General features: G+C 66.7%; 17 protein-coding genes. 7 read left to right on the forward strand and 10 right to left on the reverse strand.

The annotated features are described in order from the left end of the window. Positions 1 to 16: 16 nt before the first annotated feature. Genes DIR46_RS08810 through DIR46_RS08830 form a run of 5 tightly spaced genes read right to left on the reverse strand, consistent with a single transcriptional unit; the run spans position 17 to position 7,217 of the window. Complete coding sequence (locus tag DIR46_RS08810; RefSeq protein ID WP_109344906.1) at positions 17 to 985, reverse strand: N-acetylglucosamine kinase; 969 nt, start codon at positions 983 to 985, stop codon at positions 17 to 19. Beyond that, positions 969 to 2,186 carry an SIS domain-containing protein gene (locus DIR46_RS08815; protein ID WP_109344907.1) on the reverse strand — a complete coding sequence of 406 codons (1,218 nt, stop codon included), beginning with the start codon at positions 2,184 to 2,186 and terminating at the stop codon, positions 969 to 971. The genes DIR46_RS08810 and DIR46_RS08815 overlap by 17 nt, the downstream gene beginning before the upstream one ends. Positions 2,187 to 2,188: 2 nt before the next feature. Beyond that, positions 2,189 to 3,478 carry a D-tagatose-bisphosphate aldolase, class II, non-catalytic subunit gene (locus tag DIR46_RS08820; RefSeq protein ID WP_109344908.1) on the reverse strand — a complete coding sequence of 430 codons (1,290 nt, stop codon included), beginning with the start codon at positions 3,476 to 3,478 and terminating at the stop codon, positions 2,189 to 2,191. 26 nt (positions 3,479 to 3,504) lie between these two features. Continuing rightward, a complete protein-coding gene (locus DIR46_RS08825; protein ID WP_205289098.1) occupies positions 3,505 to 4,395 on the reverse strand; it encodes an EamA family transporter in 891 nt (296 codons plus the stop codon). Between the two features lie 8 nt (positions 4,396 to 4,403). Beyond that, positions 4,404 to 7,217 (reverse strand): TonB-dependent receptor, encoded by a 2,814-nt coding sequence (locus DIR46_RS08830; protein WP_109344910.1) that lies wholly within the window; start codon positions 7,215 to 7,217, stop codon positions 4,404 to 4,406. Positions 7,218 to 7,465: 248 nt separating this feature from the next. Between DIR46_RS08830 and DIR46_RS08835 the strand changes: the two genes are divergently transcribed. From DIR46_RS08835 to yacG, 4 genes are all read left to right on the forward strand, one after another. After that, positions 7,466 to 8,341 carry a prepilin peptidase gene (locus tag DIR46_RS08835; protein ID WP_109344911.1) on the forward strand — a complete coding sequence of 292 codons (876 nt, stop codon included), beginning with the start codon at positions 7,466 to 7,468 and terminating at the stop codon, positions 8,339 to 8,341. Continuing rightward, on the forward strand, positions 8,338 to 8,955 hold the full coding sequence (gene coaE / locus DIR46_RS08840) for a dephospho-CoA kinase (RefSeq protein ID WP_109344912.1): 618 nt from the start codon (positions 8,338 to 8,340) through the stop codon (positions 8,953 to 8,955). The genes DIR46_RS08835 and coaE overlap by 4 nt, the downstream gene beginning before the upstream one ends. Positions 8,956 to 9,042: 87 nt before the next feature. After that, on the forward strand, positions 9,043 to 9,798 hold the full coding sequence (gene zapD, locus DIR46_RS08845; RefSeq protein WP_109344913.1) for a cell division protein ZapD: 756 nt from the start codon (positions 9,043 to 9,045) through the stop codon (positions 9,796 to 9,798). 19 nt (positions 9,799 to 9,817) lie between these two features. Next, positions 9,818 to 10,000 carry a DNA gyrase inhibitor YacG gene (gene yacG, locus DIR46_RS08850; protein ID WP_109344914.1) on the forward strand — a complete coding sequence of 61 codons (183 nt, stop codon included), beginning with the start codon at positions 9,818 to 9,820 and terminating at the stop codon, positions 9,998 to 10,000. Here yacG and DIR46_RS08855 read toward each other — a convergent pair. From DIR46_RS08855 to argJ, 4 genes are read right to left on the reverse strand one after another with little or no spacing between them, the layout of a single operon-like run. Then, on the reverse strand, positions 9,997 to 11,292 hold the full coding sequence (locus DIR46_RS08855; protein WP_109344915.1) for a D-amino acid dehydrogenase: 1,296 nt from the start codon (positions 11,290 to 11,292) through the stop codon (positions 9,997 to 9,999). The two genes, yacG and DIR46_RS08855, sit on opposite strands and share 4 nt — an antisense overlap. Before the next feature lie 9 nt (positions 11,293 to 11,301). Next, the gene (locus DIR46_RS08860) at positions 11,302 to 11,724 is read right to left on the reverse strand and encodes an NUDIX domain-containing protein (protein ID WP_109344916.1); all 423 of its coding nucleotides are present in this window, start codon (positions 11,722 to 11,724) and stop codon (positions 11,302 to 11,304) included. After that, entirely contained in the window at positions 11,705 to 12,619 is a 915-nt protein-coding gene (locus DIR46_RS08865; protein ID WP_109344917.1) for an ATP-binding protein, read from the reverse strand. The genes DIR46_RS08860 and DIR46_RS08865 overlap by 20 nt, the downstream gene beginning before the upstream one ends. A gap of 3 nt (positions 12,620 to 12,622) precedes the next feature. Further along, the gene (gene argJ / locus DIR46_RS08870) at positions 12,623 to 13,861 is read right to left on the reverse strand and encodes a bifunctional glutamate N-acetyltransferase/amino-acid acetyltransferase ArgJ (RefSeq protein WP_109344918.1); all 1,239 of its coding nucleotides are present in this window, start codon (positions 13,859 to 13,861) and stop codon (positions 12,623 to 12,625) included. 139 nt (positions 13,862 to 14,000) lie between these two features. Between argJ and DIR46_RS08875 the strand changes: the two genes are divergently transcribed. Together DIR46_RS08875 and DIR46_RS08880 are read left to right on the forward strand one after the other, a co-directional pair. Continuing rightward, positions 14,001 to 15,068: an N-acetylmuramoyl-L-alanine amidase gene (locus DIR46_RS08875; RefSeq protein WP_109344919.1), complete on the forward strand. Its 1,068-nt coding sequence runs from the start codon at positions 14,001 to 14,003 to the stop codon at positions 15,066 to 15,068. 111 nt (positions 15,069 to 15,179) lie between these two features. Further along, positions 15,180 to 16,433, forward strand: coding sequence for a DUF2254 domain-containing protein (locus DIR46_RS08880; RefSeq protein WP_109344920.1), 1,254 nt, complete (start codon positions 15,180 to 15,182; stop codon positions 16,431 to 16,433). 96 nt (positions 16,434 to 16,529) lie between these two features. Here the strand turns inward: DIR46_RS08880 and secA are convergent, their stop codons facing one another. Continuing rightward, positions 16,530 to 19,316 (reverse strand): preprotein translocase subunit SecA, encoded by a 2,787-nt coding sequence (secA, locus tag DIR46_RS08885; RefSeq protein ID WP_109344921.1) that lies wholly within the window; start codon positions 19,314 to 19,316, stop codon positions 16,530 to 16,532. Positions 19,317 to 19,563: 247 nt separating this feature from the next. Between secA and DIR46_RS08890 the strand changes: the two genes are divergently transcribed. Further along, positions 19,564 to 20,055 (forward strand): DciA family protein, encoded by a 492-nt coding sequence (locus DIR46_RS08890; protein ID WP_109344922.1) that lies wholly within the window; start codon positions 19,564 to 19,566, stop codon positions 20,053 to 20,055. The last annotated feature ends 11 nt before the right edge of the window (positions 20,056 to 20,066 follow it).

Below are 20,066 nucleotides of genomic sequence, written 5' to 3' on the forward strand. Positions count from 1 at the left end.
GTCTTACGTCTGTCGGCTATCGAATGGTGGCGGCGAGGCGGTCCAGCGCGGCCTCGCTCAATGGCTGCCTGGCGCTGCGGGCGGCGTACAGGGCGGCGCCGAGCACCGGCGCCAGCCGCGGCGCCTGCAGGCGGTAGGGCCTGGCGCAGGCGGCCAGCGCCTGCTCGAACGGCGCGCGCAGCAAGCTGCCGTCGCCGAACAGCCCGCCCGTGTACGACACGGGCAGCGCCAGGTCGGAATCGACCTCGAGCCGGTCGCGCACCGCGTCGACCATCGCCGCCAGTTCGCGCGCGGCATCGACGAAGATGGCGCGCGCCTGTTCGTCGCCCAGGGCCACCGCCTCGGACACCAGCCGCGCCAGCTGGGCGATGCGGCTGCGGTCGCCGCCAAGCTCGCCGTACACCACGGCGCACAGGTCGAGATCGTCCTCCAGCGCCAGCCGCTCGCGCATCAGGCCGTACAGGGCTCCCTTCGGCGCGCGGCCGTCGCTCATGCGCGAGAACAGGGTCAGGCCGGCGCGCGCGATCCAGTGGGCCGAACCCTCGTCGCTGAACAGTTCTCCCCAGCCCCCGGCGCGCGCCTGGCGGCCGGCGACTTCGCCATAGGCCATCGAGCCGGTGCCGGCGATCACGCTGATGCCGTCCATGCAGGCCAGCGAGCCGGCCCAGCTGCACACCATGTCGTTGCCGCACCGCGTGCGTGCGGGCCCCAGGATGGCGCCGGCCGCCGCATCGAGCTCGCGCTGGGCCGCGCGGTCCTCGCCATAGGCCGGCAGGCCGAAGAAGGCGTAGGTGACCGCGCCGCCATCGACGCCTGCCGTGGACAGCAGCGCATGCACGCCGCGCTGCAGGGTCGCCGCCACGGCGGGCATGCCGTGGTCGACGTGGTAGGTGCTGCCTTCTTCATGGCGCGCCAGCACGCTGCCGTGCGCGTCGATCAGTGCGAACGCCGTCTTGGTGCCGCCGCCGTCAACGCCGAGGAACATGGGCGGCCTCGTTATCGACGGGAGAAGCGAAGGGATAGATGGTCACGCCGCGCACCACCCGGTTGACGGTGCCGGACATGCTCGGCGTATCCGGGCGCACGCCCAGCGACAGCGAGCGCAGGAAGGCGAAGCCCTGGCAGAATACGATAAAGGGAAGCGCCAGCTCCAGGTCGTGCGCATCGTCCGCGCCGGAGAACACGAAGTCGTCCTCGCCGGCCATGCCGTCGTGGCGCGCGCTCAGGGCCAGCACGCGGCCGGCGCGGCGGTCGCCGCGCAGCTCGCGCAGCAGGTCGAGATCGTAGCGGCGCGCCTGCGGATCGTTCGACAGCAGCACCACCACCAGGGTGCGGTCGTCGACGATGGTCTTGGGGCCGTGGCGGAAGCCCAGCGGCGAATCGTGGATCGCCACCACCTGGCCGTCGGTCAGCTCCAGCAGTTTCAGCGCGGCTTCGCGCGCCAGGCCGCGCAGCTCGTTGCTGCCGAGGTAGACCACGCGCTTGAAGTCCTGCGCCACCAGCTGTGCCAGGAGCGGCAGGGCGCGCTCGCCCACCTGCGTCGCCGCCGACGCCACGCGGGCGGCGACGCCGGGCGACAGCACGCGGAACGCCAGCGCCGCGGCCAGCAGCATCGAGGTGAAGCTGGTCGTCATCGCGAAGCCGCGGTCGTGGGTGGCGTCGGGCAGCAGGATCGCCAGCGCATTGGCGCGGTCCTGGGTCATGCGGTACAGCTGGCCCTCTTCGTTGCAGGTGATCACCAGGTGGTAGACGTCGTCCACCAGCTGGTCGGCCAGCTGCACCGCCGCAACGCTTTCCGGGCTGCTGCCGGAACGGCCGAACGACACCACCAGGGTCGGCGCGCCGCGCTGGAAATAGCGGTCCGGGCCCGACACCAGGTCGGTGGTCGGCACCGCTTCGGCGCGCCGGCCCTGGCGCAGCAGACCCGGAGCCAGGCATTCGCCGATGAAGGCCGAGGTGCCGGCGCCGGCCATCACGATGCGCAGTTCCGGACGCGCCAGCAAGGGCGCCAGGAAGGCGTCGATCTGCGCGCGCTGCACGGCCACCAGCGCATCGATCTGCGGCCACACGCCCGGCTGCTGCGCGATCTCGCGCGCCGTCACGCCGCCGCCCAGCGCATCGAGGCGGGCCACATCCTGTCCAAACAACTCACTGCCGCCTTGCACGGCATCCTGTACTGCTTGCATGTTTACTGCTCCCTAGGTTCGGCGCCCGGCTGGCAGGCGCGCATGTACTGGCGCAGCACGCGGGCTACCCCTTCTTTCAATAACGCGAGCGGCGTGTTGCTCACCCGGCCCTCGCGCACCGCTTCGTAATGGAATGGCAGGTACTGGCTCAGCAAAGTGAGCGGCGCCGGCTGGCGCTCCAGGTTCGCGACCAGCGCCGCCTGCGCGGCCTGGATGCGCGGATGCGGCCAGTAGTAGCGGATCCGGTCGGAGAGGCTGTACTGCTGGTCGAACAGCAGCTTGCCGGCGTCGTGGTAGTACTTGCGCCAGTAGTCCGGCTCGGCGCGCATCACGTCCAGCACGACTTCCTTGAAGCCGCGCTCTCCTTGCATGCCCATCTCCGCCTCGATGTCGGCCAGCGCCCACAAGGTCTCGCGCAGCGCGAACGTCAGGCCGGGGCCGACCTTCAGGATGGCGAAGTGGTCGCGCACCAGCGCCTGCAGCAGGCCGGGTACCTGGTAGTCGGTCGAGTGGGCCTCGAACACCATGGTCGGCTCGCCCTCGATGAAGCGGCTCAGCGCCTGCGCCTTTTGCGGGCGGTAGTCGATCACCTTGTGGTGGTCGAATTCTACGCCCGGCTGCACCACCAGGCCGATCACGCGCGGCCACGTGGACTCGAGGCCGGCCGCGTTGAATGCAGTACGATGCGCGGCAATGGTCAGCGCCGCCGCCTCCGGCGTGGTCACGGCCAGCTCCGCCAGGTCTTCGTGGGCGCCTCCCGGCACCGGCACCTCGGTGCCGACGATATACACCGGCGCCTCGCCGCCCGCGCGCTGCCAGGCGCGCTCGGCCACCACGGCCAGGCGTGCGGCGCGTTCGGCCACGACTTCGTCCGGCAGCGGCACCGGATCGCCCGCGCACGACATCGAGCAATCGAGGTGGATCTTGCGGAAACCCGCAGCCACATATTGGTCGATCAGCACCTCGGACTTGGCCATCGCGCTGGCGGCAGGCTCGCCCTGCCAGCAGTTCGGGCCCAGGTGGTCGCCACCGAGCAGGATGCGCTCGCGCAGAAAGCCCACCTTGCCGGCGATGCCGAACACGAATTCGCGGAAGGCGGCCGGCGTCATGCCGGTATAGCCGCCATCCTGGTTGACCTGGTTCGAGGTGGCCTCGACCAGCACCGGGCCGTTGGATTCGAGGCCGGCCTCGAAGGCGGCCTCGATCACCAGCGGGTGCGCCGAACACACTGAATGGATGCCGACGGGCTGGCCCGCGTGATGGCGTTGGACGAGGTCGAGAAGCACTTGCATTGTCGTTGACTCCAGAAAGAGGGGCTTCAGGCGGCGTTGGGCTCGTCGGGCTGCAGCGCCAGGAACAGCGCCGCCGCCAGCGAGAGGCCGATGCCGGCCAGCTTGAAACCGTTCGGCAGGGTCGCCGCCATCGCCACCGAGATGATGGTGGTCAAGAGCGGCGCGCCGGCATTGACCAGGGGAGACACCACCAGCGCCTTGCCATGCCGGAAGGCATACACCAGGGTCAGCGCGCCGACCGCATTGAGCACCTGCGTGATCGCGGCCAGCCACGGGCCATCCAGGCCGTAGTTGATCGGCTGCGAGAAGTCGGTCATCGCCAGCGCCACCGGAATGAAAGCGAGTGCGCTGAGGGTCATGTAGAAGAAGATGCTCTCGGCATCCATGATGGCGTTGGCGCGCTTGATGAAGTAGGCCTGCAGGCCCCAGGCCACCAGCACGCCCAGCGCCAGCACGAACCACCAGCCATAGGCCACGCCGCCCTGCTCCGGCGCGTAGTCGAACAGCGGCAGCGCGCACAGCGCCAGCACGATGCCGGTCACGCCCATGGCGCCGGTGCGTTCGCGCAGGAAGGCATACGACAGGGCGATCGTGATCACCGGCGACAGCGAGATCAGGGGGAAGATCAGGTAAGTGGGTCCTTCCTTGACCGCGTGGAACAGGATCATCTGTCCGCCCGCGCCCAGCAGGCCGATCGCCAGGCCATGGCGAACAGCCGGGCCGTCGCGCCGCACGCGCCAGTCGATGCGCGCCAGCGCGAACAGCGCCGGCGGAATCATGGTCAGCGCCCACACCGCATACACCAGGGTCTCGGGGAAGCCGTTCTGCACCGGACGCCCGGCGAAGGCGCCCCATACGCCCCACAGCAGGGTGGTGGCCAGCGCGTAGCCCAGCCAGTGGTTTTTCGTCGTCGTCATGGTATTCATCAGAACCTCACACTCATGCCGGCGGCGTAGGTACGGCCCCAGGCTTCGAAGCCGTAGATCGCGTCGCTGCGGCCCAGGTTCGAGCGCATCACCTCGTCGCCCAGGTTCTTGCCTTCGACGAACAGGCTCACGTTCTCGTTCACGTCATACGAGGCCGAGGCGGTGACCCAGGTGATGGCGTCGACCTTGTTCGGCAGGCCGGCGATGGCGTTGGTGGCCTGCGTGTACTTGCCGGTGTAGTCGAAGGTCAGCGCGGCATTGAGCTTGCCCTTTTCGTACAGGAAGCCGAGCGACGACGCGGTCGGCGCCACGCCCTCCAGTTGGCCCACGTATTGTCCGCCGGAATAGGCGCGGGTCCAGGTCTTGGCGAACTTGGCGGCGATGCCGAAGCCGTTGTCCCACAGGTGCTGCACGCCCAGTTCCATGCCGCGCACGCGCGCCTTGTCGCCATTGACCGGGTGGATCACGGTGTACAGGTAGCCCGGCACGCCGATGTCGACCCGCTCGTCGGTCTGGTAAGTGACGAAGTTCTTGATCTGCTTCGCGAACAGCGCGGCGTTGAGCGCCGACTTCGGCGCGTAATACCATTCCAGCGACAGGTCTTGCTGGGTCGCCTCGGTGGGCTTCAGGCCGGAGTCGCCGACGATGCTCAGGATGTAGCTGCGGTCGAGCGTGTTGTCGGTACGGGTCGGGGCCAGCTTGTCCAGCGACGGCCGCGCCATCACCTTGGCCACCGCGGCGCGCAGCACCAGGTCGGGCTGCCACCAGTAGCTGAAGTTCGCCGACGGCAGCACCTTGGTATAGGAACCCTCGTCCTCGACCGGGGTGGCAGGGCTGTAGGTCACGACCGGGCTGCTGGTCGGGATGTCGGGGGTCTTGTCATCGATGGCGACGATTTCGTCGATCGCGCTGCGCGATCGCGTTTTGGTATGCACCACCCGCACGCCGAGATTGCCGTTCCAGCGCTCGCCCGACAGCTCGAACTGCCCGAACAGGGTGGCGGTGCGCTCGCGCACGTCATAGGAGTCGGTCGGCACGAACACCGGCTGCGACTTGCCGGTGTCGTACACGTCGCCGGTCGGCTGGCCGTCTTCGCCGATCACGGGCTGGCCGTTGAGCGACTCCAGCGCCTTGAAATAGGCTGGCACGTCGAAGGCCACGAAGCCCGTCGGGAAGCTGCCGCCGGCCCCGCGCATGTAGTTCGGCAGGGTCATCGGCCGCAGCACGTTGGCGCCGAGGTTGGCGAAGGTGGTCGAGTACATGCCGCAGTACTGGCAGGCGCCGCCGCTCTTTTCGTTGCCGATCGAGGTACGGGTCTTTTCGCGCGAGGTGCCCGACACGCCGAACTCGAAGGCATCGACATTCCACTTGCCGTCCAGGCTCAGGCGCCCTTCGAGCGAGCCGCCGTCGACGGTGTCCTTGATGTCAACCCCGGTCAGGCCGGCGAAGTGGACGCCGAAATCCTTGTCGCCCAGGCGCCCGGCATTCAATTCAGTCGCCAGGTCGCGGCCATCCTCGAGCTGCACGCGGATGTCGGGGAAGGCATTATTGTTGGCCCGGTAGTAGCCGGTGTTGGCGCCGGCGATGCCGGCCACCACGAAGTTGTCCTTGCCGCCCGAATCGCGCTTCGAGGTCGAGCGGTAGACGTCGCCGACCAGGCGCAGGTCGCGGTTGACCTTCCACTCGCCCTTCCAGCCGAACTGCATGGTGTCGACCACGCGGTCGGTGGTCACGTTCGACATCTCGGGGATCAGATCCTTGATCGTCATGCTGGTGATCAGGCCATCCTTGGCGACCACGTCGGACCAGCGGTCGGCCGCGTGTTCGACGTAATACGATTGCTGGTAGCCGACTTGCGGCGAATCGAGGCGCGTGGCGAGCGCGTCGAAGGTCATGCGAAAGTCCGGCGTGACCTTCCATTCGAAGGCGCCGGTGAGCGCCGCACGCTTTTTCTTCTCGAAGATCGAGCCGAAGGAGATGCAGCAGGAGCCGAGCAGGTTCCGCTCGTCCGGGCCCAGGGTGCCGTTGCCGTCGACGTCGAAGCTGCCCGGCGAGTCGGCGTTGAAGGTCTGGTAGCCCAGCGAATCGGTGCGCACCTCGCGGTCGGACAGCACGGCGCCGAGGATGAACCCCATCTTGTTGTCATTGAAGGTATTGCTGACGACGCCCGAGAGCTTGACGCCGTTCTTGCGCGACAGGTCGTTGCGGTCGCCCTCGATGCGGGCCGAGGCGTGGTAGCCGGGATTGTCGAAGGGACGGGCCGAGCGCAGGTTGACCGAGCCGCCGATGCTGCCTTCCATCTGCGCGGCGCTGGCCGATTTCATCACGTCGGCGCCGCTGATCATCTCGGACGGCAGCACGTCGAAGGCGAAGTCGCGGCCGTCGCCGTCGGTGGCCAGGATGCGGCGGTTCAGGGTGACGATGTTGTAGCCCGAGCCGAGACCACGCACATTGATGTACTGGCCTTCGCCGCCGCGGGTGCGCGAGACCGAGATGCCGGCGATGTGGGTCAGCGAGTCGGCCACGTTATCGTCGGGGAAGCGGCCCAGCTCAGTGGCCGAGATCGAGTCCTGGATCACGTCGGCATTGCGTTTCAGGTCGAGCGCGCGCGCCAGGGCGGCGCGGGCGCCGGTGACGACCACGACCGAAGCTTGCGAGGGCTCGGCGGCGACGGCCGGTGTGCTGGTGTTGCTGTCGCCGGTCTCCGCGGCGTTGCCGGACTGGACCTGGGCCAGCGCCAGGCCGCAGAGCGCGGCGTTCACGGCGGTGGCGATCAAGGTCCGGCGGAGTCCCTTTTCGAATCTACTGCGCATTGGCACGTCTCCTTCAGGTTTCTTCGTTCTGACCAAATAGTAATGGAAGGAATTCGAAATATCAAATAACTTTCGAAGTCTTTCGATACGGTTCGAAAATGCGTGGTTTTTGCCGCAGGACAGCGCCAGGCCAGGGCCTTCGCCAAATGCGGGGAAAACCCCTACAATGAGCTTGATGTAAGGAATTACTCTGCGGCAGGCCGTCGGTACCCGGACGGCGCCGCCTTTTCGTCTCGGACCGGATCGACATGCCCCTGGAATCGTTGTTGTTTGCGCCCCCCGCCCTGCTGGGCCCCACCCTCGTGGCCGCGCTGCTGGGCCTCCTGGTCGGCAGCTTCCTGAACGTGGTCATCTACCGCATCCCGAAGATGATGCAGCGCGAGTCCGACAACTACGTGGCGCAGGAAAGCGGCAAGGAGCCGCCGCATACCGACCGTTTCAACCTGATGGTGCCGCGCTCGGCCTGCCCCTGCTGCGGCCACCGGATCACGGCCATCGAGAACATCCCGGTCGTCAGCTGGCTCGCCCTCGGCGGCAAGTGCCGCAAGTGCAAGACGCGGATCTCGGCGCGCTATCCGGCGATCGAACTGTTGACGGCCGTCGTCTCGGGCCTCTTGGTGTGGACCTTCGGCAGCGGCGCGGCCGGCATGAGCAGCCTGCTGTTCGCCTGGCTGTTGATCGCGATGACTTTCATCGACTTCGATACCCAGCTGCTGCCGGACGACCTGACCTATCCGCTGCTGTGGGCCGGCCTGCTGATGAACATCAACGCCACCTTCGTGCCGCTGCAGGACGCCGTGATCGGCGCCGCTGCCGGCTACCTGGTACTGTGGGCCGTGTATTGGCTGTTCAAGCTCGCCACCGGCAAGGAAGGCATGGGATATGGCGACTTCAAGCTGCTGGCGGCGCTCGGCGCCTGGCTGGGATGGACCGCCCTGCCGACCATCATCCTGCTGTCGTCGGTGGTGGGAGCGCTGGTGGGCATCAGCCTGATCGTGTTCGCCAAACGCGGCCGCGACAAGCCGATCCCCTTCGGCCCCTACCTGGCGGCGGCCGGCCTGATCGCCATGCTGTATGGCGAGCAGCTGGGCCGTCTCGGCGCCGGCATGCTGGGCGGCGCATGAACACGGCGCGCGGCGCGGCGTTCTCGGTCGGTCTCACCGGCGGCATCGGCTGCGGCAAGAGCACCGTGGCCGAGCTGTTTGCCGGCCTGGGCGCGACGATCGTCGACACCGACGCCATCGCCCATTCCCTGACTGCCCCGCACGGCGCGGCGATGCCGGCCATCCTGGCCGAATTCGGGCCCGACTTCGCCACGCCGGATGGCGCCCTGGACCGCACGCGCATGCGCAGCCTGGTGTTTACGGATGCCGGGGCGCGCGGCCGGCTGGAAGCGATCCTGCATCCGCGCATCCGCGACGCCACCGCAGCCGCGGCGGCGATCGCCACCGGTCCCTACGTGATCTTCGCGGTGCCGCTGCTGATCGAATCGGGAACGTGGGCCGGGCGGGTGTCGCGCGTGCTGGCCGTGGACTGCTCGGAAGACACCCAGGTCGCGCGTGTCATGCAGCGTAGCGGCCTGTCCGCCGACCAGGTGCGCGCCATCATGGCGACCCAGGTCACGCGGGCCCAGCGCCTGGCGGCGGCCGACGACGTGATCGACAACGACGACGGCCTGGAGGCCCTGTTACCCCAGGTAACACGCTTGCACGAGCGGTATCTGTCATTGAGTATGTAACAAGTATGATGCAGTGTTTGTAATTTTGCTTCGTATGGTTCAGAATCACCAAGTTGCTTTCCAGCCTACATTCAGAGGAATGTCATTTTGATCGTCTACGAATACCCTTTCAACGAGAGGATTCGCACGTTGTTGCGGCTGGAGGACCTGTACGAGAAGTTCAAGTTCTTCGTGCAGCAGGAACACCCGATGCAGCACCATGTCGCCCTCGCGACGATCTTCGACATGCTGGAAGTGGCCGGCCGCGCCGACCTGAAATCGGACCTGCTGCAGGAACTCGAACGGCAGAAGCAGTCGCTGCTGGCCTACCGCAGCAATCCCGCGGTCGCGGCCGACACGCTCGACGCCGTCCTGGCCGAACTCGACACGGCCAGCAGCGCGCTGGTGACCAGCCAGGGCAAGACCGGCCAGAACGTGCGCGACAACGAGTGGCTGATGAGCATCCGCGGCCGCACCATCATCCCCGGCGGCGCCTGCGAATTCGACCTGCCCTCCTACTACGCCTGGCAAAAACGCCCGGCCGGGCAGCGCCATGCCGACATCATGGGCTGGTTCGGGCCGCTCGCCCCGCTGCTCGACGCGCTGGCCCTGGTGCTGCGCCTGCTGCGCAATTCTGGCGCGCCGGTCAAGATGTTCGCCTCGGCGGGCAGCTATCAACAGATGTTACAGGGTAAAATCTACCAGATGCTGCGCTTGACCCTGGACGAGTCGACGGGTGCGATCCCCGAGATCTCGGCCAACAAGTACATGCTGTGGGTACGCTTCACCACCCAGGACGGCGATTGCAAGCCGAAACCGCTGGAAGAAGACGTGCCGTTCGACCTGACCCTCTGCAATTTCTGATTCCTGATTGGTAGTACCGATGACCGTAGTCGCCTGCCCCACCTGCGGCAAACAAGTCGAATGGATCGAAGCGAACAAGTTTCGCCCGTTCTGTTCCGAGCGTTGCAAGATGATCGACCTGGGCGCCTGGGCCGAAGAGAAGTACACGATTCCGGGCAGCGCGCCGAGCGACCCGCTCGACGAACCGCCGACCGAACGCTAGACGGCAATCCCCGCCGGCAACGCCACCGGCTTGTTGCGCCGCCCATAGCGGTCCATGAACAGCCCTTCCAGCCCGATCTCGGGCTGGCGCCCCGACAGGATATCGGCCAGCACCCGGCCCGAGCCGCACGACATGGTCCAGCCCAGCGTGCCATGCCCCGTGTTCAGGAACAGGTTGCGATACGGCGTCGGCCCGATCACCGGCGTGCCGTCCGGCGTCATCGGCCGCAGGCCGCACCAGAACGAGGCCTGGCGCACGTCGCCGCCGTCGGGGAACAGGTTCGTCACCGAATGCTCGAGCGTGTCGCGCCGCGCCTGGTGCAGGCGCAGGTCGTAGCCGCACAGCTCCGCCGTGCCGCCGACGCGGATGCGGTCGCCAAGGCGCGTGATCGCCACCTTGTAGGTCTCGTCCATCACGGTCGATTCGGGCGCGCCCGACGCGTCGGTGATCGGCACCGTGATCGAATAGCCCTTCACCGGATAGACCGGGATGTGGATCCCGATCTGCCTGAGCATCAGCGGAGAGTAGCTGCCCAGCGCCAGCACGAAGGCCTCGGATTTCAGTTCGCCCTTGTTCGTGACGACGCCGGTCACGCGGTCGCCCTCGACGTTCAGGCGCTCGATCCTGACCTCGTGCCGGAACTTGACGCCCAGGCCCTTGGCCAGTTCGGCCAGCGCCTGGGTGAACTTGAAGCAGTCGCCGGTCTCGTCGTTCGGCAGCAGCAGGCCGCCCACGTAGTTGCCGGGCACGCGCGCCAGCGCCGGTTCGTACCGCGTGCAGCCTTGCCGGTCGAGCAGTTCGTATGGCACGCCGGAACGCTCCAGCACCTCGGTGTCGGTGTGCGCGCCATCGAGCTGCTTCTGGGTGCGGAACAGCTGCAGGGTGCCCTTGCTGCGCTCGTCGTAGGCGATGCCCGTGTCACGCCGCAGCTGGACCAGCACGTCACGGCTGTACTCGGCCAGGCGCACCATGCGGCCCTTGTTGACCTGATAGCTGCGGGTATTGCAGTTGGCCAGCATCTGCAGGATCCAGCGCCACTGCTGCGGATCCATCCGCGGCCGGATCACCAGGGGGCTGTGCCGCATCGCCAGCCACCGGATCGCCTTCATCGGCACGCCGGGGCCGGCCCAGGGCGTCGCATAGCCAGGCGAGATCTCGCCGGCATTGCCGAAACTGGTCTCCATCCCCGCGCCGGGCTGGCGCTCGATCACGGTGACGTCATGCCCGGCCTTGGCCAGGAAATACGCCGATGCGGTTCCGATGACGCCACTGCCGAGGATGATGACCTTCACACGTGCTCCTTAAGATAGACGGTCCGGATAGCGGACCCGGTCGAGCCACTCGAGCAGCGGGATGGTGGCCGGCAGCAGCGGGCTCACGCCCAAGGCGCCCTGCCAGGCGAAGGCCTGGCCTTCCAGGCTTTGCGGCTCCCCCAGCCACTCGCGGCAGATGTAGAAATACAGGCGCACATGGGCGTGCTCGTACACGTGCTCGACGCAGCACCAGGCCTCGCCGCTCACCACCTCCACCCCGAGCTCTTCCATGAACTCGCGTTGCAGCGCGGCGAAGATGTCTTCGCCGGCCTCGACTTTCCCGCCCGGGAATTCCCAGTAGCCGGCATACGGCTTGCCGTCCGGACGCTGGCCGAGCAGGACGTCGCCGTCGGGCCGCATCAGGATGCCGACGGCGACGTCGACCGGCGCTTTATTGCTTGCTTGAGTCATTCGATGCTTGATCCGGCAGCTTGCCGGCATAGTCCTTCGCGAATTGCCAGGCCACGCGGCCCGAGCGCGAGCCGCGCTGCAGGGCCCATTGCAGGGCTTCCGGCCGCGCGTCCTCGATCTGTCGTGGCGTGCAGCCGAAGTCCGTCAACCAGTGGCCGACGATGTCCAGGTAGTCGTCCTGGCGGAACGGGTAGAACGACAGCCACAGGCCGAACCGCTCGGACAGCGAGATCTTCTCTTCGACCGTCTCACCGGGGTGCAGGTCGCCATCCTCGCCGTGGCGGTAGCTGGCGTTGTCCGACATTTTCTCGGGCATCAGGTGGCGCCGGTTCGAGGTGGCGTAGATCAGCACATTGTCCGACTGCGCCGTGATGCTGCCGTCGAGCGCCACCTTCAGCGCCTTGTAGCCGGCCTCGCCTTCTTCGAACGACAGGTCGTCGCAAAAGACCACGAAGCGCTCCGGCCGGCCGGCGACCAGGTCGATGATGTCGGGCAGGTCGGCAAGATCCGCCTTGTCGACCTCGATCAGGCGCAGGCCCTGGTCGGCGAAGGCGTTGAGGCAGGCCTTGATCAGGGAAGACTTGCCGGTGCCGCGCGCGCCGGTGAGCAGCACGTTGTTGGCCGGGCGGCGCGCCACGAACTGGCGCGTGTTCTGCTCGATCTGGCGCTTCTGGGCCGCGACGTGGTGCAGGTCTTCGAGCTTGATGCTGGAGGCGTGCAGCACCGGCTGCAGGTAGTTGCTGCTTCCCTGTAAGGCGCCGGCCGGGCGCCGGCGCCAGCGGAAGGCGAAACTGCGCTTCCAGTCCGGCTCGCGCGCGGTGGCCGGCGGCAGCACCGCTTCCAGGCGCTCGAGCAAGCCCTCCGCCCGGCGCAGAAACTGATCGAGCGGCGTCATCGATCAGGAACGGTAGTCGGCGTTGATCGAGACGTAGTCGTGCGACAGGTCGCAGGTCCAGACGGTCGCCGTGGCGTCGCCGCGGGCCAGCTTGACGCGCACCGTGATCTCGGACTGCTTCATCACACGCTGGCCGTCTTCCTCCTTGTAGTCCGGATTGCGGCCGCCCGCCTTGGCCACCCAGACGTCGTCCAGGTAGAGGTCAAGCCTGGTCACGTCGAGGTCGTCGACGCCGGCGTAGCCGACCGCGGCCAGGATGCGGCCCAGGTTCGGGTCGGACGCGAAGAAGGCGGTCTTGACCAGCGGCGAGTGGGCGATCGCATAGGCGATCTTGCGGCACTCCGCCACGTCGCGGCCTTCGTCGACCGTGATGGTCATGAACTTGGTCGCGCCTTCGCCGTCGCGGATGATCTGCTGCGCCAGGTTGCGCGAGATGTCGGTCACGGCATCCTTCAATGCTTCGTACTCAAGGCCGCTGGCGCTGTCGACGTTCAAGCCGCCGGTACCGGTCGCGATCACGATGAAGGAATCGTTGGTCGAGGTGTCGCCGTCGATGGTGATGGCGTTGAACGAGTGGTCGGCCGCGTGCTTGACCAGTTCGTCCAGCACCGGCTGGGCGACCCTGGCGTCGATCGCCAGGTAGCCGAGCATGGTCGCCATATTCGGCTTGATCATGCCGGCGCCCTTGCTGATGCCGGTCATCGTGACCTGGTGGCCGCCGATGGTGACGGTGCGCGAGGCAGCCTTCGGCTGGGTATCGGTGGTCATGATCGCCTCGGCGGCGTTGAACCAGTTGTCCGCCTTCAGGCTCGTGGCGGCGGCAGGCAGGCCGGCCAGCAGCTTGGGCATCGGCAGCTGTTCCAGGATCACGCCGGTCGAGAACGGCAGCACCTGGCCGGCCTCGATGCCCAGTAACCTGGCCACTTCGGCGCAGGTGGCGTTGGCGTTGGCCAGGCCCTGCTCGCCGGTGCCGGCATTGGCGTTACCGGTGTTGACCACCAGCGCGCGGATCGGCGCGCCGCCGTTCTTGACGGCCGCCAGGTTGGCCTTGCTCACCTGCACCGGCGCGGCGCAGAAGCGGTTCAGGGTGAACACGCCGGAGACGGTCGCGCCTTCGGCCAGCTTCATGATCAGGATGTCCTTGCGGTTCGGCTTCTTGATGCCGGCTTCGGCAAAGCCGATCTCGACACCGTTGACGGGCTTCAGGTCGGCGGCGACTGGCAGGGGGGAATTGACGGCCATGGTGATCTCGTTGGAAAAATTGTCGAATTCGTTATTGTAACGCCAGCGACCTGGCCATGCTGCGAGGTTTCTGCTACACATCAACCCGCGCGTATGCCTTTAGGAAAAACATGGGCGGGCACTGACAGGAAAGACCGCGATGCCGACCGAACTGAATCCCACCGCCCTGCGCCACCACCAGATGTTCGACGCCGCCGCGCGCGAATTCGACGTGCCGCGCGCGCTCCTCGAGGCGCTCGCCTGGGCCGAAACGCGCTGGCGTCCGGAGTCGCCGCAGTTCGGATCGCACCATGGCATGCCGCTGTCCCACGGCATCATGGGATTGCGCGACGATCCCCATTTCGGCCGCTCGCTGCGCCTGGCCGCGGCCCTGCTCGGCATGCCGTCGCGCCGGCTGGCGCTCGATACGCCCGGCAATATCCGCGGCGCGGCCGCCCTGCTCGCGCTGTATGGTTCGGGACTGACCCGCCAGTCGCCGCTGGAAGCCTGGGAAGCCGCGCTGGCGCGCCTGTCCGGCATCGCCGGACGCGACATCGCGCAGATCCATACCTATGACATCTACAAGGCGATCCGCGAAGGACGCCAGGGCCCGGATTTCGCTGTGACCCGGCATCCGGTCGACCTGGCGCGCATCTATGGCCAGGCGCGGCTCGACGTCCTGTCGGCGCGGGTGCTGACCTTGGCCGACCATCCGGACGCGCTATGGCTGCCGGCGGCCAGCTGCAATTATTCGGTCCGCACGCTGGCGGTCAGCCACGTGACCGTGCACACGACCCAGGGTTCGTATGCGGGTGCCATCTCCTGGTTCCGCAACTGCAGCGCCGGCGTGAGCGCCCACTACCTGGTGCGCTCGTCGGATGGGCAGATCACGCAGATGGTGAGGGAAAGCGACAAGGCCTGGCATGCGGGCAGCGCCAACGGCCATACGGTCGGGATCGAGCACGAAGGCTTCGTCGAGCAGCCGGAGGCCTGGTATTCGGAGCCGATGCTGCTGGCCTCGAGTGCGCTGGCGCGGGCCATCCTGGCGGCGCGCGGCATCGCGCCGCGCGTGTATGACGGCAGCCGGGGATGGAACGCGGTGCTGCCGGATGCCGACTACAACGTGAAGGGGCATGTCAATCACGCCGGGCAGACGCATACCGATCCGGGTGCGGGGTGGGATTGGGCGCGATACAAGGAGATGGTGGAATCCCGGGGGTGGCGGTGACGCCCGCGGCGCCAGTGTTTGTCATCGAACCGACTCGTCCTCCCCCGCACGCTAGGCTTGCGATGTCGGGTGAGGCATGTTGCGGGCGCCCATATCCACCATCCAGGATCCATGCCGAGTCAATTACAATTTTTCCTCGCCCGCCTGCGCGAGAGGCTATGGGTCAAGCCGCTGCTGGCCTGCTTGCTGTCCGTGCTGGGCGTGCTGCTGGCGCACGTCGTCGACACCATGCCGTTCGATTGGAAAGTGCCGGAAATCGCCCAGGGCTCGGTCATCGACCTGCTCAAGATCATCGCTTCCAGCATGCTCGGGGTGGCGACCTTCGCAGTCGCTTCGATGGTCGCGGCCTATGTGTCGACCGGACAATCGGCCACCGCCCGCGCGTTTCCGCTCGTGGTGGCGGACGACGTGTCGCAGAACGCGCTGTCGATCTTTATCGGCGCCTTCATTTTCAGCATCGTGGCGCTGAGCGCGTCGACCAACGATTATTTCGGCAAGGCCGGCCGCTTCACCCTGTTCGTGCTGACGCTGCTGGTGCTGGCCACGGTGGTGCTGGTGTTCGTACGATGGGTCGACAGCATTGCCCGCCTCGGGCGCCTCGGGGCCGTGATGGCCACCGTCGAAGAAGCCACCCGCCAGTCCATACAGCGGCGCCGGCGGCATCCGCATCTGGGCGGCATGGCCGCCGACGGACCGCCGTGCGGCCAGGCGTTTCGCGCCACTGAAAGCGGCTACCTGCAGCGCATCGACATGGCCGCGTTACAGCGCCTGGCCACCCAGGGCGGGTGGCGCATCACCCTGGCAGTGCTGCCGGGGGCGCTGATCACGCCGTCGCGCGCCCTCGGCTACCTGCGTGCGGACGCACCTTCCGCTGAACCGATCGACCGGCAGGAATTGCTCAAGGCCTTCATGATCGGTCCGCACCGTCACTTCGACGACGATCCCCGTTTCGGACTGGTCGTGCTGGCCGAGATCGGCGGACGCGCGCTATCGACAGGGATCAACGATCCCGGCACCGGTATCGGGGTGCTTGGCTCCCTGCAACGCCTGTTTGTCCAATGGTCCAGCCCGGTCGAGCCCGATGAGATCGAATGCGACCGGATCGAAGCGCCGGCCCTGTCGCTGGAAGAGATGTTCGACGATGTCCTGCCCGCCATCGCGCGCGACGGCGCCGGCACGCTCGAAGTGGCCGAGCGGCTGCAACGCGTACTGGGAGAACTGGGGGCCTGCGGCGACCCGCAAATGCGCATCCTGGCGCGCCGACATGCCGACCTGGCGCTCGCGCGCAGCGTGCAGGCACTCACGTTCGGGCCCGACCTCGAGCGCTTGCGGCGGCGTCACGCCGATTACTGGGACAGCCCATAACCGAAAATTCCGCCGTCGCCATGCGTCGGATCACGCCATCCAGGAAGCAGAACGGCCGGGTCGCCCCGGCCGTTGTTCATGCTGCGGTTTGCTCGCTCACGCCAGCTTGCCGTGGCACTGCTTGAATTTCTTGCCGCTGCCGCAAGGGCATGGATCGTTGCGGCCGACCTTCACGCCCATATAGCTGCTGTGGTCTTCGGCCGACACGGCCTCGCCCTCGCCGCTGCGGTTCGGGTTCGGATTGAGCAGCTCTTCCGGCGCGGCCGACGGGTTGAAGTCGGCGTGCTGGTAGTTGACGTTCTCCAGCTGTGCGGCCTGGGCCGCCATCGCCGCCTCGGCCGCCTCGACTTCTTCGCGCGACTGGATACGCACGGTCATCACGGTGCGGATCACTTCGTTCTTGATCAGGTCCAGCATACTGCTGAACAGCTGGAAGGCTTCGCGCTTGTATTCCTGCTTCGGGTTCTTCTGCGCGTAGCCGCGCAGGTGGATGCCCTGGCGCAGGTGGTCCAGCGCCGCGAGGTGTTCGCGCCAGTGGGTGTCCACGCTCTGCAGCATGACGTTGCGCTCGAAGCCGCCGAACGATTCCTTGCCCACCACGCCGACCTTGGCGCCGTAGGATGCATCGGCCGCGGCCAGCACGCGCTCGAGGATGTCGTCGTCGTTCAGGTTCGGCTCGTCCTGCAGCATCTGCTGCAGCGGCACGTCCAGGCTCCACTCGGACGAGAGCGCCGTTTCCAGGCCCTTGACGTCCCACTGTTCCTCGACCGATTCGGCCGGCACGTAGTCGCGCACAAGGTCGGTGAACACGCCCACGCGCAGCGAGTTGATCATCTCGCTGATGTCGGCCGACTCCAGCAGTTCGTTACGCTGGGTGTAGATCACCTTGCGCTGGTCGTTGGCGACGTCGTCGTACTCGAGCAGCTGCTTGCGGATGTCGAAGTTGCGGGCCTCGACCTTGCGCTGGGCCGACTCGATCGAGCGCGACACGATGCCCGCCTCGATCGGTTCGCCTTCCGGCATCTTGAGGCGGTCCATGATGGCGCGCACGCGGTCGCCGGCGAAGATGCGCAGCAGCGCGTCGTCCAGGCACAGGTAGAAGCGCGAGGAACCCGGATCGCCCTGGCGGCCCGAACGGCCGCGCAGCTGGTTGTCGACCCGGCGCGATTCGTGGCGCTCGGTGCCGATGATGTGCAGGCCGCCGGCATTGACCACGTGGTCGTGCAGCGACTGCCATTCGTCGCGCAGCTGCTGCGCCTTGGCGGCCTTCTGCTCCGCCGACAGGCTGGCGTCGGCTTCGATGATCTGGATCTGCTTGTTGACGTTGCCGCCCAGGACGATGTCGGTACCGCGGCCAGCCATATTGGTGGCGATGGTGATCATCTTCGGACGGCCGGCCTGGGCGATGATCTCGGCTTCGCGGGCGTGCTGCTTCGCGTTCAGGACGTTGTGCTGCAGCTTGGCCTTGGTGAGGATCCCGGACAGCAGTTCGGAATTCTCGATCGAGGTGGTGCCGACCAGTACCGGCTGGCCGCGCTCGTAGCAGTCGCGGATGTCGTTCAACATCGCGTTGTACTTTTCTTCGGACGTCTTGTAGACCTGGTCCTGGCGGTCCTTGCGCTGCGACGGGCGGTTCGGCGGCACGACCACGGTTTCCAGGCTGTAGATGTCCTGGAATTCGAAGGCTTCGGTGTCGGCGGTGCCGGTCATGCCCGCCAGCTTGGCGTACATGCGGAAGTAGTTCTGGAAGGTGATCGAGGCCAGGGTCTGGTTCTCGTTCTGGATGCGCACGCCCTCTTTCGCCTCGACCGCCTGGTGCAGGCCGTCCGACCAGCGGCGGCCCGTCATCAGGCGGCCGGTGAATTCGTCGACGATCACGACTTCGTTGTTCTGCACCACGTAGTGCTGGTCCTTGTGGTACAGGACGTGGGCGCGCAGCGCCGCATACAGGTGATGGATCAGGGTGATGTTGGCGGCGTCGTACAGCGACGCGCCTTCGGGCAGCAGGCCCATCTCGGTCAGGATCGCTTCGGCGTGCTCGTGACCCGATTCGGTCAGCAGCACGGTATGCGCTTTCTCGTCCTTCAGGTAGTCGCCCGGGACTTCGATCTTGCCCTTGCCGTCCGGGGTTTCCTCGCCGATCTGCTGGACCAGCTTTGGCGGCACTTCGTTCAGGCGGTGGTACAGGTCGGTGTGGTTCTCGGCCTGGCCCGAAATGATCAGCGGGGTGCGCGCCTCATCGATCAGAATCGAGTCGACCTCGTCGACCACCGAGAAGTTCAGGCTGCGCTGGACGCGTTCGCGCGCGTCGTAGACCATATTGTCGCGCAGGTAGTCGAAGCCGAATTCGTTGTTGGTGCCGTAGGTGATGTCGGAACCGTAGGCCTTCTGCTTGCTGTCGTGGTCGAGCTGCGACAGGTTGACGCCGGTGGACAGGCCCAGCCAGCCGTACAGCTGGCCCATCTGGTCCGCATCGCGCTGGGCCAGGTAATCGTTGACGGTAATGACGTGCACGCCCTTGCCCGACAGGCCGTTCAGGTAGACCGGCAGGGTCGCCATCAGGGTTTTACCCTCACCGGTGCCCATCTCGGCGATCTTGCCCTGGTGCAGGACCATGCCGCCGATCAGCTGCACGTCGAAGTGGCGCATCTTGAGGACGCGCTTGGCCGCTTCGCGGCAGACGGCGAAGGCCTCTGGCAGGATGTCGTCCAGGGTCTGGCCCTTGGCCAGGCGATCCTTGAATTCAGGCGTCTTGGCTTGCAGCTCGGCATCCGAAAGCTGCTCCATTTGTGGCTCGAGCGCGTTGATCTGACGCACGGTCTTTTGGTACTGCTTGAGCAGACGCGAGTTACGGCTGCCGAAAATCTGGGTCAGGAATGACATGCTGTGTTCTAGAAAAATACGCCGCAAAAAGAAGCCAAGATGATATCAAAGCGATAAGCACCGTCGACAGAGTTAGGCAAATAACCACCGATTTTATCATGCGATCCGGCCACACTTGGGGATCGTAGGTAGGATAACAAGTCCTGCCGAGCCAGAAACGTTATCAAACTGGCTCGATGGCGCTGCCAAGGCGGCAGATCCGCCACCCGTTCCGCCCAAAGCGCGGGCGCTGTGGTATGTTCCAAGCATGCAGCAATCTCCTTCCAAGCGTCCTTTCCATATTTTCGGGACCAGCACCCGGCAAACCTCGCACGCCGCCACCGACTTCCTGCGCGCCAACGACCGCATGGCCAGCCTGATGCCGGCCGCGAGCCGCATGGCGCGCCTGCAGGCCGACTGCGCGGCGGCGCTGCCGGCGATCTTTCATCACTGCGACGTGCTGTCGTTCCAGGAGGGCGTGCTGACCCTGGCCGTGCCCAGCTCGGCGCTGGCGGCCCGCCTCAAGCAGCTGCTGCCGAAGCTGCAAGCGACCCTGCTGCAGAAGGGCTGGCAGGTGGAATCGACGCGGATCAAGCTGCAGGTGACGCGCGCCCTGCCCGACCGGCCCGAGATGCGCACGCTCGAACTGCCGCCGCGCGCGGTGCAGGCCTTCGAGGAACTGGCGGAATCGCTGCCGGAAACGCAGCAGAACCGCGACCTGGTCGCGGCGCTCAGGGCGCTGGCGGCGAAGAGGAAATAAAAACAACGGCT

Source organism: Massilia oculi (genome assembly GCF_003143515.1).
GTDB lineage: Bacteria > Pseudomonadota > Gammaproteobacteria > Burkholderiales > Burkholderiaceae_D > Telluria > Telluria oculi.

Bases quoted from the DNA above. Each gene is read 5' to 3' on its own strand.
- DIR46_RS08810 (WP_109344906.1), bottom strand. From the start codon at position 985: ATGTTCCTCGGCGTTGACGGCGGCGGCACCAAGACGGCGTTCGCACTG.
- DIR46_RS08815 (WP_109344907.1), bottom strand. From the start codon at position 2,186: ATGCAAGCAGTACAGGATGCCGTGCAAGGCGGCAGTGAGTTGTTTGGA.
- DIR46_RS08820 (WP_109344908.1), bottom strand. From the start codon at position 3,478: ATGCAAGTGCTTCTCGACCTCGTCCAACGCCATCACGCGGGCCAGCCC.
- DIR46_RS08825 (WP_205289098.1), bottom strand. From the start codon at position 4,395: ATGACGACGACGAAAAACCACTGGCTGGGCTACGCGCTGGCCACCACC.
- DIR46_RS08830 (WP_109344910.1), bottom strand. From the start codon at position 7,217: ATGCGCAGTAGATTCGAAAAGGGACTCCGCCGGACCTTGATCGCCACC.
- DIR46_RS08835 (WP_109344911.1), top strand. From the start codon at position 7,466: ATGCCCCTGGAATCGTTGTTGTTTGCGCCCCCCGCCCTGCTGGGCCCC.
- coaE (WP_109344912.1), top strand. From the start codon at position 8,338: ATGAACACGGCGCGCGGCGCGGCGTTCTCGGTCGGTCTCACCGGCGGC.
- yacG (WP_109344914.1), top strand. From the start codon at position 9,818: ATGACCGTAGTCGCCTGCCCCACCTGCGGCAAACAAGTCGAATGGATC.
- DIR46_RS08860 (WP_109344916.1), bottom strand. From the start codon at position 11,724: ATGACTCAAGCAAGCAATAAAGCGCCGGTCGACGTCGCCGTCGGCATC.
- DIR46_RS08865 (WP_109344917.1), bottom strand. From the start codon at position 12,619: ATGACGCCGCTCGATCAGTTTCTGCGCCGGGCGGAGGGCTTGCTCGAG.
- argJ (WP_109344918.1), bottom strand. From the start codon at position 13,861: ATGGCCGTCAATTCCCCCCTGCCAGTCGCCGCCGACCTGAAGCCCGTC.
- DIR46_RS08875 (WP_109344919.1), top strand. From the start codon at position 14,001: ATGCCGACCGAACTGAATCCCACCGCCCTGCGCCACCACCAGATGTTC.
- DIR46_RS08880 (WP_109344920.1), top strand. From the start codon at position 15,180: ATGCCGAGTCAATTACAATTTTTCCTCGCCCGCCTGCGCGAGAGGCTA.
- secA (WP_109344921.1), bottom strand. From the start codon at position 19,316: ATGTCATTCCTGACCCAGATTTTCGGCAGCCGTAACTCGCGTCTGCTC.
- DIR46_RS08890 (WP_109344922.1), top strand. From the start codon at position 19,564: ATGCAGCAATCTCCTTCCAAGCGTCCTTTCCATATTTTCGGGACCAGC.